The organism is Robiginitalea insularis, assembly GCF_052497835.1.
The window spans coordinates 1243265-1265632 of sequence record NZ_CP199296.1 but is presented as its reverse complement, the minus strand read 5'-3'; the positions used below and the strand labels follow the sequence as shown (position 1 = coordinate 1265632).

At 46.3% G+C, this 22368-nt stretch carries 22 protein-coding genes; 15 read left to right on the top strand and 7 right to left on the bottom strand.

Annotated features, from left to right (window positions below; translation table 11 throughout):
• From atpH to ACT6NV_RS05765, 9 genes are all read left to right on the top strand, one after another.
• Positions 1–537 (top strand): ATP synthase F1 subunit delta, encoded by a 537-nt coding sequence (gene atpH / locus ACT6NV_RS05805; protein WP_445386314.1) that lies wholly within the window; start codon positions 1–3, stop codon positions 535–537.
• Positions 538–584: 47 nt separating this feature from the next.
• The gene (atpA, locus tag ACT6NV_RS05800) at positions 585–2165 is read left to right on the top strand and encodes a F0F1 ATP synthase subunit alpha (RefSeq protein ID WP_445386313.1); all 1581 of its coding nucleotides are present in this window, start codon (positions 585–587) and stop codon (positions 2163–2165) included.
• Between the two features lie 62 nt (positions 2166–2227).
• Positions 2228–3088 (top strand): ATP synthase F1 subunit gamma, encoded by an 861-nt coding sequence (gene atpG, locus ACT6NV_RS05795; RefSeq protein ID WP_445386312.1) that lies wholly within the window; start codon positions 2228–2230, stop codon positions 3086–3088.
• 167 nt (positions 3089–3255) lie between these two features.
• Entirely contained in the window at positions 3256–3771 is a 516-nt protein-coding gene (locus tag ACT6NV_RS05790) for a hypothetical protein (protein WP_445386311.1), read from the top strand.
• A 56-nt stretch (positions 3772–3827) separates the two neighbouring features.
• Positions 3828–5288, top strand: a complete 1461-nt coding sequence (locus ACT6NV_RS05785) for a lipopolysaccharide biosynthesis protein (protein WP_445386310.1) — start codon at positions 3828–3830, stop codon at positions 5286–5288.
• On the top strand, positions 5285–5719 hold the full coding sequence (gene dut, locus ACT6NV_RS05780) for a dUTP diphosphatase (protein WP_445386309.1): 435 nt from the start codon (positions 5285–5287) through the stop codon (positions 5717–5719). Before ACT6NV_RS05785 ends, dut begins: the two co-directional genes overlap by 4 nt.
• 16 nt (positions 5720–5735) lie before the next feature.
• A complete protein-coding gene (locus tag ACT6NV_RS05775) occupies positions 5736–6662 on the top strand; it encodes a tetratricopeptide repeat protein (protein ID WP_445386308.1) in 927 nt (308 codons plus the stop codon).
• Complete coding sequence (locus tag ACT6NV_RS05770; protein ID WP_445386307.1) at positions 6659–7438, top strand: DUF4292 domain-containing protein; 780 nt, start codon at positions 6659–6661, stop codon at positions 7436–7438. Before ACT6NV_RS05775 ends, ACT6NV_RS05770 begins: the two co-directional genes overlap by 4 nt.
• Positions 7439–7446: 8 nt before the next feature.
• The gene (locus ACT6NV_RS05765) at positions 7447–8670 is read left to right on the top strand and encodes a murein hydrolase activator EnvC family protein (RefSeq protein ID WP_445386306.1); all 1224 of its coding nucleotides are present in this window, start codon (positions 7447–7449) and stop codon (positions 8668–8670) included.
• 62 nt (positions 8671–8732) lie between these two features.
• Here the strand turns inward: ACT6NV_RS05765 and ACT6NV_RS05760 are convergent, their stop codons facing one another.
• On the bottom strand, positions 8733–9251 hold the full coding sequence (locus ACT6NV_RS05760) for an acyl-CoA thioesterase (RefSeq protein ID WP_445386305.1): 519 nt from the start codon (positions 9249–9251) through the stop codon (positions 8733–8735).
• A 70-nt stretch (positions 9252–9321) separates the two neighbouring features.
• Positions 9322–10266, bottom strand: coding sequence for an HU domain-containing protein (locus tag ACT6NV_RS05755; protein ID WP_445386304.1), 945 nt, complete (start codon positions 10264–10266; stop codon positions 9322–9324).
• A 94-nt stretch (positions 10267–10360) separates the two neighbouring features.
• Here ACT6NV_RS05755 and dprA point away from each other — a divergent pair, with 94 nt between their 5' ends.
• Complete coding sequence (gene dprA, locus ACT6NV_RS05750; RefSeq protein WP_445386303.1) at positions 10361–11467, top strand: DNA-processing protein DprA; 1107 nt, start codon at positions 10361–10363, stop codon at positions 11465–11467.
• A 19-nt stretch (positions 11468–11486) separates the two neighbouring features.
• Here dprA and trpS read toward each other — a convergent pair whose 3' ends face one another.
• Complete coding sequence (gene trpS / locus ACT6NV_RS05745) at positions 11487–12455, bottom strand: tryptophan--tRNA ligase (RefSeq protein WP_445386302.1); 969 nt, start codon at positions 12453–12455, stop codon at positions 11487–11489.
• Positions 12456–12532: 77 nt separating this feature from the next.
• On the opposite strand from trpS, the gene ACT6NV_RS05740 reads away from it, so the two are divergent.
• On the top strand, positions 12533–13279 hold the full coding sequence (locus tag ACT6NV_RS05740) for a lysophospholipid acyltransferase family protein (protein WP_445386301.1): 747 nt from the start codon (positions 12533–12535) through the stop codon (positions 13277–13279).
• Positions 13280–13305: 26 nt separating this feature from the next.
• Here ACT6NV_RS05740 and ACT6NV_RS05735 read toward each other — a convergent pair whose 3' ends face one another.
• From ACT6NV_RS05735 to recA, 4 genes are all read right to left on the bottom strand, one after another.
• Positions 13306–14748 (bottom strand): outer membrane beta-barrel protein, encoded by a 1443-nt coding sequence (locus ACT6NV_RS05735; protein ID WP_445386300.1) that lies wholly within the window; start codon positions 14746–14748, stop codon positions 13306–13308.
• 10 nt (positions 14749–14758) lie between these two features.
• Positions 14759–15292 carry an RNA polymerase sigma factor gene (locus ACT6NV_RS05730; protein WP_445386299.1) on the bottom strand — a complete coding sequence of 178 codons (534 nt, stop codon included), beginning with the start codon at positions 15290–15292 and terminating at the stop codon, positions 14759–14761.
• Positions 15293–15328: 36 nt separating this feature from the next.
• Complete coding sequence (locus ACT6NV_RS05725) at positions 15329–15751, bottom strand: hypothetical protein (protein WP_445386298.1); 423 nt, start codon at positions 15749–15751, stop codon at positions 15329–15331.
• Between the two features lie 90 nt (positions 15752–15841).
• Positions 15842–16846: a recombinase RecA gene (gene recA, locus ACT6NV_RS05720; RefSeq protein ID WP_445386297.1), complete on the bottom strand. Its 1005-nt coding sequence runs from the start codon at positions 16844–16846 to the stop codon at positions 15842–15844.
• A gap of 292 nt (positions 16847–17138) precedes the next feature.
• Here recA and trhO point away from each other — a divergent pair, with 292 nt between their 5' ends.
• The 4 genes from trhO (at position 17139) to ACT6NV_RS05700 (ending at position 22327) form a co-directional block, all read left to right on the top strand.
• On the top strand, positions 17139–18191 hold the full coding sequence (trhO, locus tag ACT6NV_RS05715; RefSeq protein ID WP_445386296.1) for an oxygen-dependent tRNA uridine(34) hydroxylase TrhO: 1053 nt from the start codon (positions 17139–17141) through the stop codon (positions 18189–18191).
• A gap of 153 nt (positions 18192–18344) precedes the next feature.
• The gene (locus tag ACT6NV_RS05710) at positions 18345–19502 is read left to right on the top strand and encodes a PSP1 domain-containing protein (RefSeq protein WP_445386295.1); all 1158 of its coding nucleotides are present in this window, start codon (positions 18345–18347) and stop codon (positions 19500–19502) included.
• Entirely contained in the window at positions 19495–19977 is a 483-nt protein-coding gene (locus ACT6NV_RS05705; protein WP_445386294.1) for a gliding motility lipoprotein GldH, read from the top strand. Before ACT6NV_RS05710 ends, ACT6NV_RS05705 begins: the two co-directional genes overlap by 8 nt.
• A 7-nt stretch (positions 19978–19984) precedes the next feature.
• Complete coding sequence (locus tag ACT6NV_RS05700; RefSeq protein ID WP_445386293.1) at positions 19985–22327, top strand: penicillin-binding protein 1A; 2343 nt, start codon at positions 19985–19987, stop codon at positions 22325–22327.
• Positions 22328–22368 lie beyond the last annotated feature (41 nt).

The window sequence follows — 22368 nt, the reverse complement described above, 5'->3', positions numbered from 1 at the left end:
ATGAGCGAGAGGAGAGTAGCTTATCGTTATGCCAAGGCGCTTATGGAATTATCCATAGAACAGAAGGCAGTCAAGACGGTTGAAAAGGACATGCGTCTGGTGGCAGAAACCATTGAGGGGAATGAATCCCTTAATGATGTGCTGAACAGCCCGGTACTGAACTCTGCAGATAAGGAAAAGGCAATGGAAGTTTTATTCAAAGGCTCCCAGCCGCTAAGCTTTAAATTGTTTAAGCTGCTTTCCAGAAATAAGCGGATAGGAATACTGGATGTAGTAGCCTCCGAATTTATTGCGCTGTGCGAAAAGGCAAAAGGACAGGATATCGCTAAAGTGGTGACTGCCGTGCCATTGACAGCAGAGCTGGAAAAGAAATTGTTAAAACAAATCGAATCCATTACCGGAGGAGAGGTAAGTATCGAAAATACTGTTGATGAGAGCCTGATCGGCGGATTTATTCTGCGTGTGGGAGACCTGGAGTACAATGCCAGCATTGCCAGCAAGCTCGGAAACTTGAAAAGAGAATTAATACAGAATTAATTGTATAACCCGATCCGGATCGCCGGATCGCCTTTATAAATAATAAAATGGCCGGAATTAAAGCAGCTGAAGTAACAGCGATCTTAAAGAAGCAATTGTCAGGATTTGAGGCAACGGCTACCCTTGATGAAGTGGGTACCGTACTTCAGGTTGGGGATGGTATTGCCCGAGTTTATGGATTATCCAACGCCCAGTACGGGGAGTTGGTGGAATTCGATGGAGGTTTGGAAGGAATTGTTCTGAACCTGGAAGAAGACAATGTGGGGGTAGTACTTTTGGGACCCTCCAGGCAAGTAGGGGAAGGAGATACCGTAAAGCGTACCCAGCGAATCGCCTCTATCAATGTTGGGGAAGGCATCGTGGGCCGTGTGGTGGATACCCTTGGAACCCCTATCGATGGGAAAGGTGCTATAGAAGGAGAGCTGTTTGAAATGCCTCTGGAACGCAAAGCACCCGGAGTAATCTTCCGTCAGCCTGTAAATGAACCCTTGCAAACAGGTGTAAAGGCGATTGATGCCATGATCCCGATTGGCCGCGGACAGCGAGAGCTGGTAATTGGTGACCGGCAGACTGGTAAAACCACCGTTTGTATTGACACCATCATCAACCAAAAAGAATTTTACGATGCAGGAAACCCGGTTTACTGTATTTATGTAGCTATCGGACAAAAAGCTTCTACCGTAGCGGCTATTGCCAAGACCCTTGAAGATAAAGGCGCCCTTGCTTACACCACTATTGTTGCAGCAAACGCATCCGATCCTGCACCTATGCAGGTATATGCCCCCTTTGCCGGAGCGGCTATCGGTGAGTATTTCAGAGATACCGGTCGCCCGGCTCTGATCATTTACGATGACCTTTCCAAACAGGCAGTTGCTTACCGGGAGGTATCCCTGCTACTGAGACGTCCACCAGGGCGTGAGGCGTATCCCGGAGACGTATTCTACCTGCACTCCCGTTTGTTGGAGCGCTCGGCCAAGGTGATTGATGACGACAAGATTGCCAAAAACATGAATGATCTTCCGGATACCCTCAAGAAGGTTGTTAAAGGAGGAGGATCCCTTACGGCCCTTCCGATCATCGAAACCCAGGCAGGAGACGTTTCCGCCTACATTCCAACCAACGTGATTTCCATTACGGACGGACAGATATTCCTGGAGCAGGACCTGTTTAACCAGGGAGTCCGGCCCGCAATTAACGTGGGGATCTCCGTATCCCGTGTGGGAGGATCGGCCCAGATCAAATCGATGAAAAAGGTAGCTGGAACCCTTAAGCTGGACCAGGCCCAGTTCCGCGAACTGGAAGCATTTGCGAAGTTTGGTTCTGACCTGGATGCGGCCACCCTGAACGTGATTGAAAAGGGAAGAAGAAACGTGGAAATCCTGAAACAGGCCCAGAATGACCCTTTCACAGTTGAAGATCAGGTAGCAATTATCTATGCCGGTTCCAAGAACCTGCTCAGGGATGTTCCAGTGGAAAAAGTAAAAGAATTTGAGCGCGATTACCTGGAATTCCTCAATGCGAAGCACCGGGATGTTCTGGACAGCCTGAAAGCAGGGAAACTGACCGATGAGGTCACCGACACCCTCACACAGGTGTGTAAAGAGCTATCAAGTAAATACAAGGCCTGAAGTTAATTCCCTTCCCAGCCTATAATTTTTGGGGAGGGGCAGCTTAAATAGCATACAACACTATGGCAAACTTAAAGGAAATACGAAACCGGATCACATCGGTATCTTCTACAATGCAGATCACCTCTGCTATGAAGATGGTGTCTGCTGCAAAGCTGAAGAAGGCCCAGGATGCGATTACCGCTATGCGTCCTTATGCAGACAAGCTTACCGAACTGTTGCAGAATCTGAGTGCAAACCTGGATGGGGACAGTGGCAGTAAGTTTGCCGAGATTCGGGATGTAAATAAGGTTTTGGTTGTAGCAATCAGTTCCAACCGGGGTCTTTGCGGGGCATTTAATTCCAATATCGTAAAACAGAGCGTTTCCCTGCATGAGGAAACCTATGCCGGCAAAGAGGTAGACTTCTTCTGTATTGGAAAGAAAGCCCTTGATATCCTTAAGAAGCGATATACAATTGCCGCCAATCACAGTGAGATATACGATGACCTAACTTTTGAGGCTTCTGAAAAGATAGCCGAAGAGCTCATGGAATTGTTTAATAGCGGAACCTATGACCGCATTGATCTGGTTTACAACAAATTCAAAAATGCGGCTACCCAGATTGTGATGTCGGAGCAGTTCCTGCCTATTCAACCGCCAAGTGATTCGGTAAATGAAAAATCGGATTATATTTTTGAACCTTCCGAAGCGGAAATTGTGGAGCAATTGATCCCAAAGTCTTTAAAAACACAATTGTTCAAAGCCATCAGGGATTCTTTTGCCAGTGAGCACGGAGCCCGGATGACAGCTATGCACAAGGCCACAGATAATGCCGGGGAGCTTAAGGAGCAGTTAACCCTTACTTATAACAAAGCCAGGCAGGCGGCTATTACTAACGAGATACTTGAAATTGTTGGTGGAGCTGAGGCTTTGAACAAATAGCCCTGTCAAACAAACCAAAACAAGGCCCTGGATTTAAATTCAGGGCTTTTTTATTGAATCCCGGTAATGATCACTCCTATTTTCGGGCAGAAGCTGCTTTCCGGACCATTTTTGATTCTGGCATCAAATTTGGATAGCTATCTTTACATTGTGAAGAAGTCAAAAAGATGAAAAAAACAATATATATCCTTTTTATAGGCCTTTTGGGGATTGCGGCCTGTACGTCCCAAAAGTCTCTGGTTTCCGAACCACCCTTTACAGTGGACAGCCCCAGCCTTCAATATTGGAGCGGAGGAATGGAGCGCAGTGGAAGGGGGATGAACTTTGCAGCACGCTGGAACCCTTTTGACCCGGAGGCTATAGTGGTAGACTCCCTTTTTGTAAGGGGCAGGATCATGAAGTTGGAGGTTGTGGAAACGGAGACCGGCTTTAAGCTTGAGGCTTCCTATAAAGATGCCCAGACCGGGCCTACAGATATCATCATGCATGCAGATTCCACAAAAGAGGTTGGCAATCAACTTCCAAGGCCGCTTCCGGATACCCGTAAATTCCCCTTTAAACTCAACCCGGATGAGGCTGTTATGAGTTATTTGGTAAAATCGGACGGGAAGAAATATTACTACAAAATAAGGGGGGTAAAGGAAAAACCCACCACCCTATATCCGGGACGTCAAAAAAACTGACTTTGCGGGTTCTGCCTAATTGCCTAATTTAGGACTTGCGTCTAATGCGTCCCTAGTTGAAGCTTTTCCAGAAATTATTCAAGCAAACATTTATCTACGGCCTGGCAACGGTATTGCCAAGGATGCTGTCCTTCCTGCTGGTGCCGCTGTATACTGCAGTAATGGCTCCGGGTCTATACGGGGAAGTATCGCTGATTTTTGTTTGGTTTGCCATCTTTAATGTAATCCTTGCATTTGGAATGGAAACGGCATTTTTCAGGTTCTACAGCAAGGAGGCTAACAAGGAAAGTGTACTTTCTACCTCGCTTTTATCGGTAGGGAGCAGTACACTGATTTTTCTGATAGCTGCTTTTGCAATGCGGGAAAGCCTGGCAAACCTTCTCAATATCGAACTTCGGTATATAGGCTATTTTATTCTGATCCTCTGCCTGGATGCCTTTGTGATAATTCCTTTCGCCAAACTCAGGGCGGAGGAACAGCCGGGAGTTTACGCGATTATAAAAATCGCCAATGTTTGTACCAATATCGGTTTTAACCTATTCTTTCTGCTTGTTTTACCCAAATTGGCCTTGTCCGATACGGAAGGAATCTGGAATGCCCTTTATGTTCCCGATTATGAAGTATCCTATATACTGATTTCCAACCTTACAGCGAGTGCCATAACCCTGCTGATCCTAAGCCCCAATTACTTTCGTCTGAAACGCGGTTTTGATACAGCTCTTTTTAAGCGGATGCTGCGTTACAGCCTTCCGGTGATGATAGCCGGGATTGCCTTTACCATCAACGAAGTTTTTGACAAATACCTGCTTACGGAATTGCTTCCTCCCGAAATCGCCAAAAGTGAAATGGGGACTTATGCTGCCTGTTATCGGCTGACCATGTTTATGACCTTGTTTGCTACCGCATTCCGGCTGGGGATCGAGCCCTTTTTTTTCAGTCATTCCCAGTCAGACAACCCCAAAAAGGCCTACGCGCAGATAACGAATTACTTCGTTGTCCTGGGAAGTGTTATCCTGCTAATGGTGGTGGTATTTGCGGATGTGCTAAAAGTACTCTTTATAAGGGATGAAGCTTATTGGGAGGCCATGGCGATTGTGCCCATTGTATTGCTGGCAAATTTTTGCCTGGGCATCTACCACAATCTGTCCGTATGGTATAAGGTTACCGACCGCACCCGCTTTGGGGCGATCATTTCAGCTGTGGGGGCAGCCCTTACAATTGCAATAAACTTTATGTTTATCCCGCTGTACGGGTATCAGGCATCTGCCTGGGCCACCCTGGCAGCCTATGGCACGATGATGCTGTTATCTTATGCACTGGGGCGGAAATATTATCCAATTCCTTATAACCTGCGGAAAATCAGTTTTTATATGGGCCTGTCCATTGCCTTTTCCGCGATCTCTTATTACGGATTTAACAATAACCTTTATCTGGGCCTGGGTTTACTTTTAGTATTTTTGGGTATTCTTTACAGAATGGAGAAAGAAGTCTTATTGAAATTACTACTGGGCAAATGAAGGTAAAAATCGTAAACAAATCAGGGAATGTGCTGCCACAATATCAGACTTCAGGTGCTGCTGGCATGGACCTAAGGGCTGAAATAGCTGAACCCGTAACCCTGAATTCTCTGGAGCGGGCAGTAGTTAAAACCGGCTTATTTATTGAATTGCCAGACGGATATGAAGCCCAGATCAGGCCCAGAAGCGGCTTTGCGGCCAAACAGGGGGTTACGGTGCTCAACAGCCCGGGAACCATAGATGCAGATTACCGGGGTGAGATTGGCGTGATTCTTGTGAATTTATCCAAAGAACCGGTGATAATCAGCAAGGGGGACCGCATTGCCCAAATGGTGATTGCAAGGCATGAAAGGGCAGAATGGGAAGAAGTTTCAGCTTTAACGGATTCGCAGCGGGGGAGCGGGGGCTTTGGAAGCACAGGAAAAATCTAAGAAAAACAACATTATTGTGGCCAAATTCAAACCTACATATGGGCTATTGACCTTGGCAATTTTATGTTTGTTTGCACGGGTAAACGCACAGGAGCCTGCCAGTTCTGAAATATATACGGAAGCGTACACAGATCGTTTCCAGGAATTGTTTTTTGAAGCCCTTAAGGAAAAGGGAATTGAAAATTACGACCGTGCCCGAGCATTACTACTGCAATGCAAACAACTGGAGGAAGACAACCCGGTAATCGATCATGAGCTTGCAAAAGTCATGCTGCTTTCCGGGGAATTAGCTGCGGCCGAAGCCTATGCCATTACAGCCCTGAAAGCTGCCCCTGAAGAATACTGGTACCTCAATACACTCATGGAAATTTTATCCAGGGAATACCGGGATTTTGAATTAATCAGAGCCGTTATTCCATCCGATTCGCCAAAACTAAAAATGAACCTGGCCAGCTGGTATCTGGATCATGGGCAGATTCAAAAGGCAGAAACAGCCCTGAATGGTCTTCCGGGGAGTCCCAGAACGCGGCTGCTTAAGGCCAGACTAAATCAATTGTCTAAAGCCGCCAATACGGATAAAAATGCAGCAGCAACAACTGAAGATAAAGAGGCAGAAATCCCGGAAGGATCAGTGGAAGATTATCGTCTGCGTCTGGAAATCATTGAAAGGGAACAGAATTGGGCTAAGTTACTGGATTTAAGCACCGAGGCTATTGAATTATTTCCATTACAGCCTTACTTTTACTATCAGCAGGGAAGGGCCTATCTGGAGCAAAAGGATATCGATAGTTCCATCTCCAGCTTGCTGATGGGGGAAGAACTGCTCATTGCCCCATCGGATTTAAATGCCCTGATATACCAGGCATTGTCCAAGGCTTACTCCCTTAAAGGCAATATGGAAAAAGCAACATATTATTCAAACAAATTGAAAGAAGGCTTATGAAGATTGCTGTTTGGAAACAGATCATGACAGGAGTGTTAGCGGCAGGACTATTGGTTTCCTGCAGCAGCACCAGGATACTGGCCGAGGGAAAGATAGATCAGAAACTGACCGCTGGTAAGATCATCCGGAACCATCTGGCGGCAGATGTCAACTTTAAAACGCTAAACAGCCGGCTGGGAATCGAGTATTCTGATGGAAGCAGTGAACAAAGCGTGAATGTAAGCCTGCGTATGAAACGGGATGAGGTAATCTGGTTGAGCGCTCCTTTGGGCGTTATAAAGGTTTATATAACCCCTGAGCGGGTATCTTTCTACAACAAATTAAACAACGAATTCTTTGAAGGCGATTTCAGCTATCTGAGTAATTTGTTAGGCTCTGAAATAGACTTTAAAAAGCTTCAGAACCTGTTATTGGGGCAGGCGATTATCGATTTAAAAGAAAGGCGATACGAAATTGGATATACGGCAACGGCTTATGAGCTAAAGCCAAGGATGCCGCTGGAACTCTATAAATTATTCCTGACCTTTGAACCCACCTATTTTAAAATGGCCTCTCAGCAGTTGGCCCGGCCAGAGCAAAAACGACTTATGGAAGTTCGGTATACCAGTTACCAGAAAATTCAGGGTGAAATACTGCCGGACCAAGTGCATATAGCGGCCATTGATCAGGACGAAAGAATTACGATAGGGATAACCTACAAGCAGGTAGAGTTGAACAAAGACCTGCGGTTCCCTTACAGAATACCAAGCGGTTATAATCCCATTGCTTTTAAGTGAGGCCCTACATGAAGAACTCTTTCCTGGGAATATTGTTCGGACTCCTGTTTTTAACGGGCCTGAACTCATTTTCTCAGACCGGGGAACAAAAAGCCCTGGAATCAAAAAAGGAGCAACTCGAAAATGAGATCAGGGAAATCAACCGCCTGCTTTTCGCGGAGCGCAAGCAAAAGGGGAGTGTGCTGGATCAAATGGAGGCACTCGACCAAAAGATCAATCGTCAGCAGGAACTGATACGGGTAACCAATCAGCAATCTAACCTGCTCAATCGCCAGATTAACGCCAACATCCGAAACATTTCCAAACTGAGGGAGGAGCTCGAATCCCTGAAGACTGATTATGCCCGGATGATCCGTAAGTCTTATCAGAACAGGTCCCAACAAAACCGATTGTTGTTCCTGCTATCTTCCCAAAGTTTTTTCCAGGCTTTTAAGCGATTGCAGTACATTAAACAATACACCCAATTTCGCAAACGACAGGGAGAGGAAATAATTGAGAAAACGGAGGCCCTGAGCGCTCTGAACCAGGACCTCACCCAGCAGCGCAAGGAAAAAGATCTGCTGATTGCGCAGAACCGCAGGGTCAGGGATCAGTTAATGGTAGAAGTTAAGGCACAAAAAGATCTTTTGCAGAGTATTCGCCAGAACGAAAGCGCATATGCTAAGGAGATAGATGCCAAGCAAAAAGAAGCCCGTGCCATAGACCGGCAAATCGATCGTCTGATCCGGGAGGCTATAGCGGCTTCAAACCGTGAAAAGCGCGGGTCGGACAGAACTGCGTCGCGTTTTGCACTCACTCCGGAGGCGACCCTTATCGCCAGTAACTTTTCGGCCAATAAGGGAAATTTGATCTGGCCTGTTGAAAAGGGGGTAAAAAAACAGGGATTCGGAGTTTATCAGGATGCGGTCTATCCGGGGATCAAGCATCAGAGTAATGGGGTGATTATCGCTACGGACGAGGGCGCTAAAGCAAGGGCGGTTTTTGAAGGAGAGGTAATTGCGATTCTGGCCGTTCCCGGAGGAAATAAAGGGGTACAGGTTAAGCACGGGAATTATATCAGTACGTACTACAATCTATCGGAACTGTATGTAAAAAAGGGAGACAAAGTTGAAGCTAAAGAGGCACTGGGCGAGATATATACCAATCGGTCCAACGGATTGACCCAGCTGAAATTCTATTTGTATCGCGACGTGACCCGCCTGAATCCGGAAGAGTGGATCTATCGATTATAAAATAATACGATAGGTATATTTTAAATATTCCCCTTAAGTATTTACAGGAATTATCAGGATGCCTATTGGTCACCCATAAACAGGGCTTTTAATTCCGTGGCCTCATTCGGCTTCATTTTCCCGGCCAGTACCAGGCTGAGTTGTTTCCGCCTCAGTGCAGCTTCAAAGCGCTGTTTTTCCAATTCAGTTTCCGGCTGTATGGGTGGAACCTCAGTTGGGATTCCCGTATCATCTACCGCAACAAAAGTATAAATGGCTTCATTGGCCTTGGTTCGTTCCCCGCTAAAGCGATCCTCTATCCAAACGTCAATAAATACCTCCATAGATGTTCTGAAGGTCCTCGAGATAGCTGCTTCCACGGTTACCACGCTGCCCAGGGGTATGGAACGGTTAAAGGCTACATGGTTTACTGAGGCCGTTACGGTAATCCGCCTGCTGTGCCGGCGGGCTGCAATACTGGCCGCACGGTCCATCCGGGCCAGTAATTCACCTCCGAAAAGGTTATTCAGAGGATTCGTTTCGCTGGGTAAAACCAGATCAGTCATTATCGTTCGGGAATCGCTGGGTGTTTTAACCTTCATATTATCATTAAAAATTGCTGCTGCAAAGATACACCCTGGCAATCAAGAAGTGAAAAAAGGGGGAAGGGATCTATCTTTCTGAAAGTAACCAGGCGTCCGGTGATTCCGTACGTTTGATTTCCCGCAGTTGTTGGAGGGCTTCTGCTGGGTTTGAATAACTGCCATAAGTTACCTGGTGTAAACCATAAGCATTAGCCCCGAGGTAGCGGGCATTGTATCCTTTGGCCTTTAGCTGTGCGATCTTTTTATCTGCATTCTCCCTAAAACGGAATGCCCCTGCAATAATGTGGTGATTTCCCTTTTGCTTGTGAGCTATTTCCACGGTAATGGAAGGCAACTCCAGGGGATGGGATTTAAAAAAGGTGGCTTCCTGAATATTCCTGGAGACCTCTTCCTGAGCGTTTGCCCGAACCATGGCATCCGAATATCCTTTTTGCTGATAAAACATATAGCCGCTAATACCAGCTGCCACAGACAGGAAAACCACGGCCGCGTACTTTAGTAATGGGCGTATACCTGAGCTGGCCCTTCTTTCCGGGGTAATAATAAATGGGATTTCGGATTCAAGGGCTTCTACTTCCTCCTTCATTACTTCCCTGCTTACCGGACTGGCAATAACCGGACTCAGACCGAATGCAGCCGTCAGGTAGTTTATTTTTTCTTCCGGGATGAAGAGTATTTTCCCTTCATGGTTCAATTTGAAGGTGCCGAGGTCTGCCAGCTCCAGTTTTCCTTCTGCTCTTATTGTTTTCATCCATGACTTCGCCTGCTCCTCAATTGCAGTAAGGGCTTCCTCATAGGATAATTTTTCAATTTCTGCGATATGGGATGCCAGGAGGCCGTCGTTGGAATTGAGCTGTATGTTAAAGGACAGCTGTTTTCTGGGGGGAAAAAAGCTGTTGCTATCCTTTTGCAGGAAGGCAGGCTTTATTTGGGTCAGGAATGCACCGAAAGTGGGCATAACTACGCACTGATACCTGTAAAGCAGTGACGATATGTGATTCTCGATTCCCATTTTGACAAATATGACAATTTTTAACAGTTTCACCAATTCAGATTATCAGCTTTTTATCAACATCGGAAAATGCCAGAATTGAAATACGAACCAAATGGCTGAAGATGAATTGATTTCACTAATACGGTTACAGCGAATTCCCGGCCTGGGTCCTGTTCGGGCACGAAAACTCATCCGATATTTCGGAAGTCCGTCGGCCATTTTTTCCCCGGGCTCCGAAAGCAGCTTTCAAAAAAGGAAAGGGGGTTTCCAGCTCAGGCAGAAACTAAGCGATACATCTTATTTGCGTGCTGCAGAAGCGCAGTATCGTAAAATGACGGCTATGGGCGTTCATTGTTTGGCCTATTGGGATGAAAACTATCCGTTTTATCTGACCCAATGCCAGGATGCCCCTTTATTACTATTTCAAAAAGGCAATTTCGCTTTAAACAAACGACCCTGTATCAGCATAGTTGGTACCCGGAGTATGACAACTTACGGCAGGGACTTTTGCAATGACTTCCTCCCCGGAATCGCACATATAAACCCTGTAATTATCAGCGGGTTTGCCTACGGAGTGGATATTTATGCCCAACGGCTGGCTGTGGATTTAGGCCTTACCACCATAGCTTGCCTGGCACATGGGCTGGATCGAATATACCCCAGGGAACACTATAAATATGTTGAAGATGTAGTGGTAAGGGGTGGATTTTTCACGGAATTCTGGACAGGCACGCGCCCGGAAAGACATCATTTTTTACAACGCAACAGGATCATTGCCGGTTTAAGCCAGGTCACTGTAGTAGTCGAATCAGCGGTTAGCGGGGGGAGCCTGGTGACTGCAGACCTGGCGTTCAATTATCAAAGGGAGGTATTCGCAGTACCGGGTCGGGTAGGGGACAAAAAAAGCGAAGGATGCAACCGAATTATTTTTGAGAACAAAGCGCAGCTTTTTTACAGTACTGAAAAATTTTTGGAGTCCATGAACTGGGAAGGCCCCGGACCGGACATTAAAACCGGCACCTTGCCGGACCTTTCCGGGCTGGACACCACGGAAGCTCAGATTATGGAGTTTATGGCTGGTAATAAAGAGGCTTTTCTGGATGATATCGCCTTTAATGTAAGGTTATCCATAGCCGAAACGGCATCAAGGCTGTTACAAATGGAATTGAAAGGGCTGCTGCGTTCCTTGCCTGGAAAGCGGTTTGAAACCAGGAATTAAAAATTGTACCTGAGAGGGGTTAGTAGCCCAATTTTTCCCGAACACGGCCCAGCACGTCCTTTGCCACTTTTCGGGCTCTATCTGCTCCGGTGGAAAGTGCCTGGTCAATTTCATCCGTATTGCTCATATAATAATGAAATTTCTCCCTGGCTTCTCCAAAATTTTGGAGGATACATTCGTAAAGGGCTTGTTTGGCATGGCCATAACCGTAATTTCCTTTCAGGTAGTTCGCCCGCATTTCTGCTTGTTCGGCGGGGGTAGCTAAAATTTTATACAGTGCAAATACCGTATCCGTATCCGGGTTTTTTGGTTCTTCCAGGGGCGTACTGTCGGTAACAATCCCCATGATTTGCTTTCGTAGCTGTTTATCGGGAAGGAAAATATCTATAAGATTACCTTTGCTTTTACTCATTTTCTGCCCATCGGTACCGGGCACATACATAGTGCTTTCCTGAACCCTGGCTTCCGGAATCACAAAAGTTTCCCCCATTTGAACATGAAACCTGGAGGCAACATCACGGGTCATTTCAAGATGCTGCAACTGATCTTTTCCAACAGGCACATATTCCGCGTCGTACAATAAAATATCCGCTGCCATAAGCATCGGATAGGTAAAAAGACCGGCGTTCACATCTTCCAGCCGATCGGCCTTGTCTTTAAAAGAATGCGCCAGGGTCAGACGTTGATACGGAAAAAAACAACTCAGATACCAGGCCAGCTCACTCACCTCCGGAACGTCGCTTTGCCGGTAAAAAACAGTCTTTTCAATATTAAGCCCGAAAGCGAGCCAGGTTGCAGCAGTTGCATACGTGTTGCTGCGGAGCTGTTCCCCGTCTTTTATCTGCGTGAGCGAATGCATGTCTGCAATAAAAAGGAAAGAGTCGTTTTCGGGAGCTGCCGCCATGGAGATCGCCGGTTGTATGGCACCCAGAATATTTCCCAGATGTGGCCTTCCTGTACTTTGTATTCCGGTGAGTATCCGCGGCATTTGATATCTGATTTAAAATGGAAGCACAAAAGTAAAAGAAATACCAAAACCCTCCCAAAATTCTTACTTTTGAAAACATGTTAGGGGTTCTAAAGAATACAGCTCGGGTACTTTACAGATGCTGGTTTTACATATTGGTTACCCTTCCCATAATTGTATTCGCCCCCTTTCTGATCCTTTTTACACTATCTGAAAAAACCTATCCGCAGTTTTTCTGGCTTGCCCGCAATATCTGGGCCTCAGTAATATTATACGGAATGGGATGTTTTCCCAGGATACGGCGGGAGGAGCTACTCGTAAAGGGGAAAAGCTATATGCTTATCGCCAATCACACCAGTATGCTGGATATAATGCTGATGCTGCGGGTGAGCCGAAACCCATTTGTATTTGTGGGGAAGAAAGAATTGGTGAAGATCCCCATCTTTGGGTTTTTCTACAAGAGGGTCTGTATAATGGTAGACCGGGAAGACAGCCGTAGTCGTTCGGGGGTGTACAGGCGGGCTCAAAAAAGGCTGGAAAGCGGCCTGAGCATCTGTATTTTTCCCGAAGGAGGAGTGCCTGAGGAGCATGTGTTGCTGGATGATTTTAAAGACGGGGCCTTTAAAATGGCTATAGCCCATAAGATTCCCGTTGTTCCCATTGTTTTTTTCGATGCAAAAAAGCGGTTCCCATTTTCAATTTTTAAAGGCTCCCCAGGCGAGCTCAGAGTCCGGGTGTATCCATTTATTCAAACAAAACAACTGGTCCCTGCAGATACGGCACCATTAAAGAACCACGCCTACGAACTGATTCGCAATAGCCTGCTGCAAGGTCCCGGGTTTTAGATAAAAACTTGCCAGGGCCAAAGGGATTAAAATTTAAAATTCAGCCCGCTGTAGATACCTATAGAATACGGGTTGAAATTCCCAGCCGTCTCCGAAAAAGTATTGAGCTGATATTTGAATATGGGTTGCATATTTAGCCGCATGGTCGGGCTCAGATTGTAATAAATCCCCAGGCCGAGGTTTGTGCTGAAATTCACATCGTTCATATTGGTGGCCTCTCCAATTTCCGTTGCCGCTCCTTCAGATTGCAGGCTTACGCTATTATTGATCAGGAAAAGGGAACTCATTCCCCCGATCAGGTTCAGCCCCCATTTTTTATCGACCAGGTTGTACTGCATTTCGAGGGGCAGCTCCAAGTAACCGAATTCCTGTAGCATATTCCCCTCCCTGGCAGGGCTGGGCGCAGCCACATCGGCAGCGGCTGCATCTAATTGCGGATTGTTATTTGCAGCACTCTGTACCACCAAAGTTTTGGAATTTTCAGAGTAACTAATGGTTCGAATCAGGGAACTGGGGCCCGCACTCGGTGAAGAGGTAAAGGCGACTTCCCCTGTATTATAACCGTAGTCTACGCGGTGAATACCGGTACGGAGGCTCAGTTTTTTAGAGACCTCATAAGACAGATTTAGGCCGTAACTCATATTTACGGTCCCTGATTTTGAATTAGCCACAAAATTTTGAGAAATAGGCGAGCCATTCCCAAAGGAATTAAAAAATACGGGTGCCAGGCTGGGGCCTACTGACCAGCGCTTATTTGAAGCATCCGGTTCAACAATCTCATCTTCCTCATCAGCATTGCCCAACAGTTCTTCTTTGGCCTGAGATTCCACCAGGGCACTTTCCTTTTGGGACTCCTCTTCAATTAATTCCGCAATGGCTTTGTTTGAAATATCCCTGCCGCTTTCGGATTTTGTTTCGGCAAGTGTTTTGGCCGGTACTCCATTGTCGGTTCTTTCTTTGTTCCCCATTCTCTCCTTGTCAGGAGTAATTTCCCGGTTACTGGCAATCCCTGATTGCTGAGCAGGCGAGGGCAGCTCCCTTAAGGGTGTAGCGGTATTCTGGTGCTCCTGCAAAACTTCATTAGTATTTTCATCCCGTACAGAACCCCCGGCATTTCCGGTATCAGTACTCTCTTGCTCCTGGGTTTTATCAGTAGCAACCACTTCCTGTCCTGGAGGAGAAAGTTCATTATCCGTTTGGGAATCCATAGGGGAATCAGGAGTGGTTTTTTCAGAATTGGTGATGGACGGAACATCCTGTTGTTGCCCGATATCCGGGGATAGCAGATATACTGCCAGAAGCAGGACAGCTGCAGCACCCCCTAACTTCCACCAAAATGGAATGATTTTCCTGCGTTTCTTTTTTAGGTCCAGGGATTCATTAATGCGATGCCAAACGGCTGCTTCCGGTTCCTGTTGGAAATCTTCGAGTTGCTCGCGGAATATCCGGTCTGTATTTTTTGACTTCATATCTCTGGTATTAAGCTATATGAATATTTGTATTTTTTATTTTTTCCTGTAGGATCATCCTGGCCCTCGATAAATTGGACTTGGAGGTTCCTACTGAGGTTCCCAGGGCCTCGCTTATTTCCTTGTGAGTATAGCCATCCAGCACATACATATTGAAGGTGATCCTGTATTTGGTGGGAAGCTCCTGTACGTATTTCAAAAGGGTCGCAAGTGGGATATCCTGCATGTCACTGCTCTCGTGATGCTCTGCAGAATCTTCTGCCTCCGTAATTAGTGTGAGGGGTTCCTCACGACGGTACTTCTGCAAAACCGTATTCACAGTAATACGTTTCATCCAGCCCTCAAATGACCCTTTGAATCGATATTGATGTATTTTCTCAAAAATGGTCATAAAACTGTCGTGTAAATTGTCTTCTGCTTCCGTTTTGTTCCTGGAGTATTTCAGGCAAAGGCCATACAGAACTGCGGAGTAGGCCCGGTACAGTTTTTCCTGGGCAGCCCTATTCCCTTTTTTGCATTTAAGTATGAGGTCTTTCTGCTTCAAAATGTTGGTTGCATTAGCGGAAAATTCGCCTGCATTTCAGGGGGTTACCGGAACTTCTATTTCAAGGAATTGCGGTTCTCCCGCTTCATTCTCTCCTGTCCAGAATTTAAACAGGTAGGTCCCGGAATACAGGCACAGAAATTCGAAACTACTGTTTACAACTTCAATGGCCTGGGTGCAGGCAACATTGTCCCGCTCTGTTCCGATTCCTACGACCCGGCGGACGGTTTCCCCTTCTGAAGTTACATCAAAACCTTCAAAGGAAGTACACCCGTTCGGGATCAAAAGGGTTACTTCTATAGTGTAGGTTTCATTGAGGGTAAATGATTCCGGCATATCCACCGTCTGGACAGGAACCGTAACAAAGTGATAGCTCGCGTCATCATCGCTGATATCACAGGATGAAAACAGCAGTAGCAGCACCAAGGCCGGTACTGTTTTCCAAAGAAAGGTCTTCATATGCAACATCTCCTTTAAACTCCATAAAGACAGATGGGAAAGCCGGCCAAAGGTTGCTTATAAGTACTAAGGGAATGAACTGGGGTGCCTTTATTTGAGGATCGAAATAGCCTCCTTGATTTTTGCCTCCAATTCCTCCAAAAGTTCAGGGTTGTCCTGCAAGAGTGTTTTGACAGCATCCCTTCCCTGTCCAAGTTTTGTATCTCCGTAGCTAAACCACGAACCACTTTTCTTAATGATTTCATAGGCTACTCCCAGGTCCAGTATTTCACCGATTTTGGATATGCCTTCCCCGTACATGATGTCGAACTCGGCAGTTTTAAAAGGGGGTGCAACCTTGTTTTTAACAACTTTTACGCGGGTCTTGTTCCCCTGAACCGAACCGTCGTTATCCTTTATCTGGGTGGACCTGCGAATATCCAGGCGAACAGATGCATAAAACTTCAGGGCATTTCCACCTGTTGTTGTTTCAGGGTTACCGAACATTACTCCGATTTTTTCCCGCAACTGGTTGATGAAAATAACGGTACAGTGTGTTTTGCTGATAGACCCGGTTAGTTTTCGAAGGGCCTGTGACATCAGTCGGGCATGCAATCCCATTTTAGAATCCCCCATTTCGCCCTCAATTTCACTTTTGGGCGTTAAAGCGGCTACCGAATCGATGATAACTATATCTATGGCGCCGGAGCGAATCAGGTTATCTGCTATTTCCAGGGCCTGCTCTCCGTGGTCAGGCTGTGAAATGATCAGGTTGTCTATATCTACCCCTAATTTTTCTGCATAGAAACGGTCAAAAGCGTGCTCGGCATCAATAAAGGCAGCGATACCTCCAGCCCGTTGCGCTTCTGCAATAGCATGGAGGGTAAGGGTGGTCTTTCCGGAAGACTCCGGCCCGTATATTTCAATAACGCGACCCCTGGGATAACCTCCTACCCCGAGGGCAATATCCAGGCCCAGGGAACCGGAGGGTATTACCTCCACGTCCTGCACCACACTGTCTCCCATCTTCATAACGGCTCCCTTCCCATAGGTTTTATCCAATTTGTCAAGGGTGAGTTTCAGGGCTTTTAACTTGGCGTCTTTTTCACTGCTCATATATCTCGATCTTTTTTTATTCGGAAGGCTAAATTACCACTTCTTTTACTAGTATCACAATCGGAAAAGCAACCTTTTCCTGATCTGCGTATCTAAAGGTTGACTGTCCGTTTCGGACCGGCAAGTAAATACCTGAAACCGCAATTTGGTTTCATCGGAATACTGTGAAAAAGAAAAATTGCCGAGATCCCTTATAACCCTGTAAACGCTACAGGGTTTCTTTTTTTGAGTCCTTCTGCAGATTAGTTACCTTTGCCGGGAGTTTTCTTTTAACTTTTCAAATTGGTATAGCATGCAACTGTACAATACGTTAAGTGCAAAGGAAAGAGAAGCGCTTATCGACCAGGCCGGTAAGGATCGGCTGACCATCTCTTTCTATAAGTACGCCCATATCGGGAATCCACAAATTTTCCGCAATCACTTGTTTATTCATTGGGACGAGCTGGAAGTGCTCGGGAGGATATATGTCGCAAAAGAAGGGGTGAATGCCCAATTATCGGTGCCCGCGGATAACTTTAAAGCCTTTAAGCGCCACCTGGACAGCATTTCCTTTCTGAAGGGAGTAAGACTGAACATTGCCATTGAACAGGACAACAAGTCCTTCCTGAAATTAAAGGTTAAGGTGCGTCATAAAATTGTCGCGGATGGCCTGGATGACGGCTCTTTTGACGTGACTAAGAAAGGGGTACACGTCGATGCCCTTAGGTTCAATGAATTGATAGAAGATCCAAATGCCATAGTAGTGGATATGCGAAACCACTACGAAAGTGAAATTGGCCATTTTCAGAATGCAATCACTCCGGACGTAGATACCTTCAGGGATTCTCTTGACCTGATAGAGGAGCAATTAAGGGATCACAAGGAAGATAAAAAACTGGTTATGTATTGTACCGGTGGGATCCGCTGCGAGAAGGCCAGCGCCTACTACAAACACAAAGGCTTTAAACAGGTTTACCAGCTGGAGGGGGGGATTATCGAATATACCCGGCAGGTTAGGGAAAAGAAGCTTGAAAATAAATTCAGGGGGAAAAACTTTGTTTTTGACCATCGCAGGGGAGAGCGTATCTCCGATGAGGTCATTGCCAGTTGCCACCAATGCGGGAAACCCTGTGACACCCACGTAAACTGTGCAAACGAGGCCTGTCACCTGCTTTTTATACAGTGTGAGGAATGTGCCCGTGAAATGGACAATTGCTGCTCGGATAACTGCAAGGAAATCCACGCCCTGCCCTATGAAGAACAGAAAAAGCTGCGCAAGGGCAAAGAGGTAAGCAATAAGATTTTTAAGAAAGGCCGGTCTGAGGTTCTGAAATTCAAAAAAAGTCCGGAAGCTTTTTCAAGTTAGCACAATCTGATTCCTTCAGCTTTTTTTAGACGTCTTTATGATTCGGAGGTTTCGCCTGCCTTCAATATTTATCCTATCTTTACGATTGAAAATTAATTATGAACCTTTTTTGGCCCCCACAGTGTTTGAGGGAGCCAAATCAAGATATAATATATGGGGTGTAGCAGTTGTTCAACCGGTTCGGGAGGACAGCCGCGCGGATGTAGGAACAATGGTACCTGCGGTACGGATGGCTGTAATAAACTTACTGTGTTTGACTGGCTTTCCAACATGTCTTTGCCCGGCGGGCAGGAGGCATTCGATGGGGTGGAAGTTCGCTTTAAAAACAGCAGAAAAGAATTTTTCAGGAATACAGAGGATCTAACCCTTTCCATAGGAGATGTGGTTGCCACTCAGGCAAAATCCGGACACGATGTCGGGATCGTAACCCTCACCGGGGAGCTGGTTAAAGTCCAGATGAGGAAGAAAAATGTAAGTCCGGATTCCGAACTTCCCAAAATCTATCGAAAGGCTACTCAAAAGGACATCGATAAATGGCAAAAATGCCGGGGCAAAGAAGAGGAAATTAAAAAAAGGTCCCGGGAAATGGCTATTATCCTCAGGCTGGAAATGAAAATTTCAGATGTGGAATTTCAGGGTGACGGGTCCAAGGCTACTTTTTACTATACCGCAGAGGACCGGGTCGATTTCAGGCAGCTTATTAAGGACATGGCCAAGGCCTTTGGTATTCGCATTGAAATGCGACAGATCGGCTATCGGCAAGAAGCACAGCGCCTGGGGGGAATCGGTTCCTGTGGCAGGGAACTCTGTTGTTCTACCTGGCTATCAGACTTCAGGTCAGTAAGCACGGCTGCGGCCCGCTACCAGCAATTATCCCTGAACCCTCAGAAACTTGCAGGACAATGCGGCAAGCTTAAATGCTGCCTGAATTATGAACTGGATACTTACATGGATGCCCTGAAGGACTTCCCGCCTGCAGACAGCAAACTTTTTACGGAAAAGGGGGTTGCCTTTTGTCAGAAAACAGATATTTTTAAAGGGATTCTATGGTTTTCCTACAAGGATGATCCCGGAACCTGGCATACTCTTTCCAGGGACCAGGTACAGGAAATTCTGGAGCTCAATAAAAAGAAAGCTAAGGTAACCAGCCTGGAGGAATATGCCCAGGAACACACAAGGGAAGAAAAAGTTACTTTTGAAAATGCAGTGGGGCAGGATAGCCTGACACGATTTGACCAGCCCAAAGGAAAACACAGAGGGAAACGAAAAAAAGGAAGGAACCGAAAAAAAAGAAATAGTAAAAATGCATAGAGTTCTGATTGCAATGGTTTTCCTGTTTGTTTTTTCGGGATGTAAAGACCAGTTGTACTACGCTTCTTTTCAAAGTACCTCGGATACTTCATGGGACCGGGACGAAGTTTTTGAATTTAGTTTTTCAGACCCGGATACAACGCGTGCACATCGGTTGTTTATCAATTTGAGGAACGACAATAACTATCCGTACAGCAACCTTTTTATAATTGCTGAAATGGAATTCCCCGATGGAAAAACCCAGAGGGACACCCTTGAATACGAAATGGCAGATGCTTCCGGCCAGTGGCTGGGTTCCGGCTATGGAAGTGTACGGGAAAATAAATTATGGTATAAGGAAGACGTCGTTTTTCCCACATCTGGCGTATATACCGTAAACCTGTCTCATGCGATGCGCAAAAACGGGCAGGTAGAAGGGATTCAATCCCTTCCCGGTATTGTAGATGTAGGTCTTCAGATAGAAAAGATAGAATAACTCGGATATGTCCAAAAAAACGCAAAAGAAGAACACTAAAGGTTTCTGGCCTTTTATAAAATGGTTCTGGATACTTTTCGCAAGCGGGATTCTGGCAGTGGTCCTGATATTTCTCCTGGCATCCTGGGGGGCTTTTGGTGAAATGCCCACTTTTGAACGTTTGGAAAACCCACAGACCAATCTGGCTACGGAAATTATTTCCAGTGATGGCAAGACCCTTGGAAAATATTACCTGGATGACAACCGCACCCCAATTGCGTATAAGGACTTGCCAGAAAACCTGGTGAACGCTTTGGTGGCTACAGAAGACGCCCGATTCTACGAACACTCCGGTATCGATGCGAGGGGCTTCCTCAGAGCGTTATTCTTTTTAGGTACCCGCGGGGGCGCAAGTACCATTTCCCAGCAATTGGCCAGACAATTATTCGTAGGGGTCAGAAGCCGTAACGTCTTCGAAGCCGTAACTCAGAAAATCAAGGAATGGGTGATTGCCACCCGTCTGGAACGCAATTATACCAAAGAAGAAATTATTTCGATGTACCTGAACATCTATGATTTCGGGAATAATGCAGACGGGATACGTTCGGCCGCCCGCATCTACTTTGGGAAAGAACCACCGGAACTGAAGACAGAGGAATCTGCTATGCTGGTAGGGATGTTGAAGAATTCATCCCTTTTTAACCCGCTCAGACGGGAGGAAATGACCAGGGACCGTCGCAATACGGTGCTGGCCCAGATGGCGAAATACGATTATATAACCGAGGACGTTAGGGATTCCCTGATCGCATCCAAAATGGACATTAATTACAATCCGGAAAGCCATAGTCAGGGGCCTGCAGCCTACTTTCGAATGTACCTGCAACGCTGGCTGAAAGAGTGGATTGCCGAAAACCCCAAGCCGGCTCTGAAAGGCGAAAGGGATACCTGGAATATCTACCTGGATGGGTTAAAGGTTTACACAACCATAGATTCCAGGATGCAGGCAAATGCCGAAGCAGCCGTACAGGCACATATGAACAAACTCCAGAAGGAATTTTTTGTACAGAACACGCGACAGAGAAACCCGACTACCCCCTTTTTAGACCTCAACTCGGAGGAGATTAGAGGAATTATGGAACGGGCTATGAAGAATTCAGCCCGCTGGCGAGGAATGAAAGACGCGGGGAAATCTGAGAAGGAAATCAGGGAATCCTTCAATGTGCCAACAGAAATGACCGTTTTTGACTGGAATGCGCCCACTAAGGAAAAAGATACCGTATTGACCCCATTGGATTCCATTCGGTATTACAAGACTTTCCTCAGGGCTGCCATGATGTCTATGGAGCCCCAGACCGGGCATGTGAAAGCCTGGGTTGGAGGATTGAATTACAGGCATTTTCAATACGACAATGTTATACAGGGGGCACGGCAGGCAGGGTCTACATTCAAGCCTTTTGTTTACGCTGCGGCCATTGACCAACTCAGACGATCGCCCTGCGATACACTCCCCGACACACAATATTGTATTGAAGCCGGGAAGCACGGTAATCCGGAACCCTGGTGCCCTAAAAATTCGGATGGGAAATATTCAGGAAGGACTTATACCCTGAAAGATGCGCTGGCAAATTCAGTCAATACCGTAACCGCCCAATTGATAGATGAGGTTGGGCCCAGACCGGTAGTTTCAATTGTGAAAAGCCTGGGACTTACCCGGGATATTCCGGAAGTACCCTCAATAGCACTCGGAACGCCGGATTTCAATGTTTACGAAATGGTGGGCGCTTACGGGGCTTTCGCCAATCAGGGAGTTTATGTTAAACCTGTAATGGTTACCCGTATTGAAGATAAAAATGGGACCGTCCTTTATGAATATACTCCGGAAACCAAGGATGTACTGAGCAAGGAAGTTGCCTATGCAATGATTGATCTGATGAAAGGAGTCACCGAGGGGGGATCAGGTACCCGTTTGCGCCACAGTATGAATAAAGACAATGGGGTGTATAAGGAAATCATGACCGGATATCCGTATCAATTTACAAACCCCATAGCCGGAAAGACAGGTACCACCCAAAACCAGAGTGACGGTTGGTTTATGGGGATGGTTCCCAACCTGGTTACAGGGGTCTGGGTTGGAGGGGAAGACCGGGCCACCCATTTTAAGAGCATCCTCTATGGCCAGGGAGCATCCATGGCCCTGCCTATATGGGCCCTCTATATGAAAGAAAACTACGCGAACAGCGATCTGAATATTTCCAAAGAAGATTTTGTGAAGCCTGAAGAAATGTCCATCCGCATTGATTGTGATATAAGTGAGGAGGAGGCTGAGGAGAATAAAGAATTGGAAGACGATCTGGATGATCTGGATTTTTAACGGACTACAGCGGCTTTAGCTCCTGTATTATTTGAGAACAA

What these genes read in the sequence shown, in the direction of transcription:
- atpH (WP_445386314.1), top strand. Translation starts at nt 1, where the DNA reads ATGAGCGAGAGGAGAGTAGCTTATCGTTATGCCAAGGCGCTTATGGAA.
- atpA (WP_445386313.1), top strand. Translation starts at nt 585, where the DNA reads ATGGCCGGAATTAAAGCAGCTGAAGTAACAGCGATCTTAAAGAAGCAA.
- atpG (WP_445386312.1), top strand. Translation starts at nt 2,228, where the DNA reads ATGGCAAACTTAAAGGAAATACGAAACCGGATCACATCGGTATCTTCT.
- ACT6NV_RS05790 (WP_445386311.1), top strand. Translation starts at nt 3,256, where the DNA reads ATGAAAAAAACAATATATATCCTTTTTATAGGCCTTTTGGGGATTGCG.
- dut (WP_445386309.1), top strand. Translation starts at nt 5,285, where the DNA reads ATGAAGGTAAAAATCGTAAACAAATCAGGGAATGTGCTGCCACAATAT.
- ACT6NV_RS05770 (WP_445386307.1), top strand. Translation starts at nt 6,659, where the DNA reads ATGAAGATTGCTGTTTGGAAACAGATCATGACAGGAGTGTTAGCGGCA.
- ACT6NV_RS05765 (WP_445386306.1), top strand. Translation starts at nt 7,447, where the DNA reads ATGAAGAACTCTTTCCTGGGAATATTGTTCGGACTCCTGTTTTTAACG.
- ACT6NV_RS05760 (WP_445386305.1), bottom strand. Translation starts at nt 9,251, where the DNA reads ATGAAGGTTAAAACACCCAGCGATTCCCGAACGATAATGACTGATCTG.
- ACT6NV_RS05755 (WP_445386304.1), bottom strand. Translation starts at nt 10,266, where the DNA reads ATGGGAATCGAGAATCACATATCGTCACTGCTTTACAGGTATCAGTGC.
- dprA (WP_445386303.1), top strand. Translation starts at nt 10,361, where the DNA reads ATGGCTGAAGATGAATTGATTTCACTAATACGGTTACAGCGAATTCCC.
- trpS (WP_445386302.1), bottom strand. Translation starts at nt 12,455, where the DNA reads ATGCCGCGGATACTCACCGGAATACAAAGTACAGGAAGGCCACATCTG.
- ACT6NV_RS05740 (WP_445386301.1), top strand. Translation starts at nt 12,533, where the DNA reads ATGTTAGGGGTTCTAAAGAATACAGCTCGGGTACTTTACAGATGCTGG.
- ACT6NV_RS05735 (WP_445386300.1), bottom strand. Translation starts at nt 14,748, where the DNA reads ATGAAGTCAAAAAATACAGACCGGATATTCCGCGAGCAACTCGAAGAT.
- ACT6NV_RS05725 (WP_445386298.1), bottom strand. Translation starts at nt 15,751, where the DNA reads ATGAAGACCTTTCTTTGGAAAACAGTACCGGCCTTGGTGCTGCTACTG.
- recA (WP_445386297.1), bottom strand. Translation starts at nt 16,846, where the DNA reads ATGAGCAGTGAAAAAGACGCCAAGTTAAAAGCCCTGAAACTCACCCTT.
- trhO (WP_445386296.1), top strand. Translation starts at nt 17,139, where the DNA reads ATGCAACTGTACAATACGTTAAGTGCAAAGGAAAGAGAAGCGCTTATC.
- ACT6NV_RS05710 (WP_445386295.1), top strand. Translation starts at nt 18,345, where the DNA reads ATGGGGTGTAGCAGTTGTTCAACCGGTTCGGGAGGACAGCCGCGCGGA.
- ACT6NV_RS05705 (WP_445386294.1), top strand. Translation starts at nt 19,495, where the DNA reads ATGCATAGAGTTCTGATTGCAATGGTTTTCCTGTTTGTTTTTTCGGGA.
- ACT6NV_RS05700 (WP_445386293.1), top strand. Translation starts at nt 19,985, where the DNA reads ATGTCCAAAAAAACGCAAAAGAAGAACACTAAAGGTTTCTGGCCTTTT.